Here is a 1,454-nt window from a genome sequence, read left to right on the forward strand (position 1 = left end):
TGACCTGTTCTTTGATGGCTTTCAGCCCTTCAGCAACACTTGCAACCGGCAGAGCTTCCAGACCGGCTCTGCGTGCCGCATCGGCCAGCGTTTCATGGTCAATACCGGAATCGCTGGAACTGATTGCTACCGTATAGACCTGTCTGGCCATGCCGGTGAAAGCTTCAAAATAACCGACCGGATCTTTGGTGTTGATCATGCCGGTAATCAGATAGAGTGGGCGCGGATCGCGCTCTTCAAGTTCAGCCAGAGCTTCGGCAATAACCACGCCAGCACCCGGATTATGCCCGCCGTCGAGCCAGACTTCAGCCTTTTCAGGAGCAAAACGCATCAGATCGCCCTGTGTCAGGCGCTGCATGCGCGCTGGCCATGTCACAGATGTCATGGCTTTCTCAACAGCCTGATCGCTTAGAGCAAAACCGGCTTCGCGCACGGCTTTGATCGCTGCCGCTGCATTGGCAATCTGGTGACGGCCTGGGAGACGAGGCAGTGGCAGATCAATCAGCCCGCTTTCATCCTGATAAACCATGCGGCCATGTTCCTGATAGGCGAGGAAATCCTGCCCGAAAACGCTCAGCGGACAGCGCAAACGGTCAGCAATATCAATCATCACCTGACGGGCATCATCGCTGCTCTGGAAGCCGATCACCACCGGACAACCGCGTTTGATAATACCGGCTTTCTCGGCGGCAATGATTTCGACTTTATCGCCGAGATAGGACTGGTGATCGAGCGATACCGGCATAATCAGCGATACGGCCGGTTTGGTGATGACATTGGTGGCGTCAAACCGTCCGCCAAGACCAACCTCCAGAATAACTGCATCTGCCGGATGCTCGGCGAAAAGAACAAAGGTCACGGCGGTCAGAAGCTCGAAGACGGTGATCATATGCTCACCATTCGCCTCTGTTACCCGTGCAACGGCATCGGACAGCGTTGCATCATCAACCAGCTGGCCGGTTTCGCCTTTGCGCCCCAGACGATAGCGCTCATGCCAGTTCACCAGATGCGGGGAGGTGTGCACATGCACTGCCAGTCCCTCTGCTTCCAGCAGCGCACGGGCGAAAGCTGTGGCTGAACCCTTGCCGTTGGTACCGGCAATATGGATGATCGGCGGCAACTTATCCTGCGGATTGCCCAGCGCTTCCAGCAGGCGGCTGATGCGCTCAAGTGACAGATCAAAACCCTTCGGGTGTTTTTCCAGAAGGCGTTCAATACGATGTGCGGCGGTGAGATTTTGTGTCATGGCAGATCCGGAAATGCTCTATCTATTTGCTTTTACGCGTATCTTATCCCAATCGAAGCAGGAAAAGAAATCAGTCCAGTGAACTGATTTCCCTGCGAAGGCGCTTCACACTTTTCGGGATACGCTCTGATAATCGCAGATGAACTGACCAGTTTGCAGTCTGTTTTGCAACAGGGTACTTATAAAAGAAAACGCGCCGCTGGTTTAG

At 54.5% G+C, this 1,454-nt stretch carries 1 protein-coding gene; it reads right to left on the minus strand.

Annotation, left to right across the window (positions count from 1 at the left end):
• Nucleotides 1–1,246: folylpolyglutamate synthase/dihydrofolate synthase family protein (locus tag A918_RS0101685; protein ID WP_022709378.1), on the minus strand; the 1,246-nt coding region annotated here is incomplete at its 3' end.
• Between the last annotated feature and the right edge of the window lie 208 nt (nt 1,247–1,454).

This window comes from Pseudochrobactrum sp. AO18b, assembly GCF_000409565.1.
Classification (GTDB): Bacteria; Pseudomonadota; Alphaproteobacteria; order Rhizobiales; family Rhizobiaceae; genus Pseudochrobactrum; species Pseudochrobactrum saccharolyticum.